Raw genomic sequence first — 4,087 nt, forward strand, 5'->3', positions numbered from 1 at the left:
GCCGTCGCGGGCTGATCAGTCCTGCGGCGCCGGCGATTCGGTGGCCTTCGCCACGATCACCGTCTCGTTGCCGGCCTTCAGCAGCAGATCGCCGTTGGCGTCGACGTCGAAGCCCGTGATGCGGCCAAGCGCGGCGAGGAAGTCGGACTCCTGCTTCGACGCCGTGTCGTCGAGGCAGGCCATCCGGGTGGCGGCGGCCATGCCAAGCCTCAGGCCCTCGCCGCTGAGCACTGCCGACGAGGTCCAGCGGTTGCAGCCCGCGAAGCCCGAGGCTTGCCCGTCGGCGCTGAACTGCAGCGTCGGCCGGCGGCCGCTCATCGCCGCACCGCCGATGCTCGCCACTGTCCACGCGTTCGGCGCCAGCACGTCGATGGGGTTGCCGCCGCAGCCCGTGAATTCGCGACCGTCCACCTGGACGACGACGGTGTCCGGGTGCGGCATCCCCGTCATGCTGTCGCGGCACACGGCGGCATTGGCCGACAGCGCGAGCGCGCCGCCCTCGCGTGTTGCCGCGAGGTCGAAGCCGTCTGCGCGCGTCGCCCGGGTCAGGCCGGTGAACACGTCGGCCGCCACGTGGTCGGCCGTGCTCCAGCGCACTTCGGTCGCGTCGGCCTGTACCAGCCAGAACGGCTCATTGCCGCGCGCGGAATAGGTGCGGATCACCTCCGGCGCAGGCGCGGCGGTCGGGGTTTCGTCGGGGCTCGTGGCGTCCGTTTCGGCCGCGACCGGCGCTTCGATGAGCGAGCACTCCGGGTACTCGTTGCCGGCCACGTTGAGCGTCGCGGTGCCGCCCTTTTCCCAGAGGTCGATGAGCGCGCCGTCGGCGCGCCAACCTTGGTAACGCGAACCCGAGGCCACGGCCACCGGGTCGAGGCGAACGGTTTCACCGTCGAGCCTGAGCATCGCCATGTGCTCGAAATAGATCGCTTCGATCGCGGTGCCGGCGCAGCCATAGTCCTTGGGGACGCCGATGTCCTTCGCCGCTGGCGGGGGCGGGGCGGGCGTCACGGGGGCGGTGGGTGCAGCGGATGGCGGAGTGACTGCGGTCCCCTCGGGTGTGCCGGCTTGGCTGCAGGCGGTGAGGCCGGGCAGGGCCAGCAGTGCTGCGCCCAGGAATGCGCAGCGGTGAATCAGGTGCGGGGACATCGAACCACTCCACGGGACTGGGCGGAATCGTGCCATGGACCGTGGAGAAATCCGCGTCGATGCCGCTGCATGTGACAATGCTGCACTTCGCCCCCACGCCCCTGAGACGTCCCCATGGCCGGAAGCAGCCTGTTCGCCCTGATCGATGACATCGCCACCCTGCTGGACGACGTCTCGGTGATGACCAAGGTCGCCGCCAAGAAGACCGCTGGCGTGCTCGGCGACGACCTCGCGCTGAACGCGAACCAGGTGGCGGGCGTGAACGCCGACCGCGAGCTGCCGGTCGTCTGGGCGGTGGCCAAGGGCTCGACCATCAACAAGGTGATCCTCGTGCCCGCGGCCCTGGCCATCGCGGCGTTTGCGCCCTGGGCCATCCCGCCGCTGTTGATCATCGGCGGCGCGTTCCTGTGCTTCGAGGGCGTGGAGAAGCTCGCCCACCGCTGGCTGCATCCGGCGGAGGGCGCCGCCGAAGAAGCGGCGCTGCGTGCGGCCGTGGCCGACGAGAGCGTCGACATGGTCGCGTTCGAGAAGGACAAGATCAAAGGCGCGATCCGCACCGACTTCATCCTGTCCGCCGAGATCATCGTCATCGCGCTCGGCACCGTGGCGACGCAGCCGCTCGTGAAGCAGTTCGGTGTGCTGGCCGGCATCTCGGTGCTGATGACCGTCGGCGTTTACGGCCTCGTGGCCGGCATCGTCAAGATCGATGACGCGGGCCTCTGGCTGCAGTCGAAGGCGAGCGCTGCGGCGAAGGCCGTCGGCCGCGCGATGCTGGTCGGGGCCCCGCTGCTGATGAAGTTCCTCTCGATCGCCGGCACCGCCGCGATGTTCCTCGTGGGCGGCAGCATCTTCGTGCACAACCTGCCGGTGGTGCATCACCTCGTGCAGGGCTGGGCGGCCATGACGGGCGCGGCGTCGGGCGTCGTCGCCGTGCTTCTGGAAGCCTTGATCGGCGTGCTCGTCGGCGCGCTGGTGCTTGCGGCCGTCGAGGGCTTCAAGAAGCTCAAGCGCTAGAACAGCTCGATGTCGTCGCCCTTGCTGTTCATCTTGTCCATGAACTCGCGGATGGCCTGTTCGACGGTCAGGCCGCGCAGCAGCACGGCTTCGAACATCTCCACTTCTTCCGGCATCGAGTAGCGCGAGCGGATCTTGCCTTGGAGGGCGGCCCACGCGGCCGTCGAGGACGCTTCGTCCTGGTCGCTCACGAGCTCGGCCAGCCAGGCGAGGCCGTGGTTGACGTGGGCAAGGCGCTGCGAAAGGCGGTCGTAGAACTGGAAGGCCACGATGGCCTGGTTGACCATGCCGGCGACGTTCATCGTCGCCATCATCAGCTCCATCTTCACCGGGCCGGTGGCCTCGGTGTCGGCCAAGCCGGAAATGCGCTCGTTGATGAGCTTGATGGTGTTCGCCATCGTGGTGAAGGTGCCGGTCAGCGCGTCCACGGAGGCGTTGCTGTCGGTCATCGCGGCTTCCACCTGCGCGACCGCCAGTTCCATCATCAGCACCGTTTCGCGCAGGTGGTTCCAGTCCGGACCCGGGTTGTTCACCTGGGTGCCGCGAACCACGCCGTCATTACCAGCCATGAGACCCCCTCGATGCCCCGGTTCATCCCATAGTGGGGGAAACCGGAGTCCGCCCGCCAGCGGTTTCGAACCGGTTTGCCCAGTTTGAAGGTTGCGCCCCGCCGAGGGTCGTCACGGCGTGAGTTCGAGCCTCGCGGTGGCGGGGCCGGGCAGGAAGGGCGACGGCCGGCCCTGCGCCCAATCGCCGTGGCCGGCGCCCCAGTAGGGCGAGAGCGGGTGGCCGGCCTGGCCCCCGGGCAACTGGAAGATCGCGTTCTCGCGGTGCGCCGGCGAGACCACCATGCGCTGGCTGGCACCGAAGGCCGGGGCCTGGATCCGCGGCATCTGCACGTCGCCGGGCAGGGGTTCGGCCGGCATGCACAAGTGCGGGCGCAGCCATTCCGGGACGCCGCTGGTCAGCGGATGGCAGACGCGGCTGAGGTTGGCCTCGCCCCAGGTCCGCGCTGTGAGCGGGCCTTCCCGGCCGCCGCGCACCTCGGTGGCCGCGGCGCGGGCCGCGTCGGCCAGCAGGGCATCCCAGCTTTCGAAGCGCGGCGGCAGCAGGTGCGCCGGGCGCTGCTCGAGCAAGGGCCACAGCACGCCCTCGAGCTGCGGCAGGTCGGGCATGACGAACCGGTCGCCGAGCCCGGCCTTGGCCGGCCCGAGCAGGCCGTTGCGGACGCGGGCCAGCACTTCGAGGCGGAAGGCGCGGGTGAGCCGGTAGCCGCTGGAGTCGATCGAGGCGTGGCCCTCCCAGTCCTCGGCGGCCTCGGCGACGTCACGCCATTCGGCGGCCGACATCGGGGCGACGGTGTCGCGCAGCAGGCGGTTCCAGCGCTCCAGGAAAAGCGCACGATCGTCCAGCTGCAGTGCCAGCAGGGCCGGTTCGTCGAGCGGTGCGCTTTCCATGAGGGTGTCCGCGATCTGCTTCTGTCGCGCACCCAAGGCGTAGCCGGAATCACCGATCAGCGCGAGCAGTTCGCCGTCGGTGATGCGCGCATTCGCCGACCACAGGCGGCCGGAGGGCGGATCGACGAGCTCCGGCTGCAGCGGCGCGTCAGCCGGGTGCCAGCCCGCCCAATCGCAGCCCTGAAGGGGCAGCAGCGGGGCCTTCGGATCGCAGCCGCCGACGCGCGCCGGGATGCGCCCGACCAGTCGCCATGCGATGCGGCCCTCGGCGTCGCCGAGCAGCATGTTCTGCGCCGGCACGCCGGCCTGCCTGGCCATGCGAAGTGCCGCGTCCAGGTCGCCTGCATGGACGAGGTCGAGCAGGCCGAAGTTGAGGCTGCCCGGCATCTGCGCGGTCCAGCGCAGGGCCAATGCACTGCCGTCCGCTTCGTCGTGCGCGATCGGACCCCAGCGGGTTTCGCGGATCTCGA

The 4,087-nt window shown here is 70.1% G+C and carries 4 protein-coding genes; 1 reads left to right on the top strand and 3 read right to left on the bottom strand.

Features of this window, described 5'->3' with window-relative positions; all coding sequences use genetic code 11:
* Positions 1 to 15: 15 nt before the first annotated feature.
* Positions 16 to 1,008: an META domain-containing protein gene (locus tag ACIQ6S_RS14190; protein WP_397608915.1), complete on the bottom strand. Its 993-nt coding sequence runs from the start codon at positions 1,006 to 1,008 to the stop codon at positions 16 to 18.
* Positions 1,009 to 1,260: 252 nt separating this feature from the next.
* Here ACIQ6S_RS14190 and ACIQ6S_RS14195 point away from each other — a divergent pair, with 252 nt between their 5' ends.
* Positions 1,261 to 2,160 carry a DUF808 domain-containing protein gene (locus ACIQ6S_RS14195; protein WP_397608916.1) on the top strand — a complete coding sequence of 300 codons (900 nt, stop codon included), beginning with the start codon at positions 1,261 to 1,263 and terminating at the stop codon, positions 2,158 to 2,160.
* Here the strand turns inward: ACIQ6S_RS14195 and ACIQ6S_RS14200 are convergent.
* Positions 2,157 to 2,729 (bottom strand): hypothetical protein, encoded by a 573-nt coding sequence (locus tag ACIQ6S_RS14200; protein ID WP_397608917.1) that lies wholly within the window; start codon positions 2,727 to 2,729, stop codon positions 2,157 to 2,159. The genes ACIQ6S_RS14195 and ACIQ6S_RS14200 overlap by 4 nt on opposite strands.
* A 111-nt stretch (positions 2,730 to 2,840) precedes the next feature.
* A partial coding sequence (locus tag ACIQ6S_RS14205) for a penicillin acylase family protein (RefSeq protein ID WP_397608918.1) occupies positions 2,841 to 4,087 on the bottom strand: 1,247 nt, incomplete at its 5' end.

Origin of the sequence: Silanimonas sp. (genome assembly GCF_044377035.1) — a bacterium.
Lineage (GTDB): Bacteria > Pseudomonadota > Gammaproteobacteria > Xanthomonadales > Xanthomonadaceae > Silanimonas.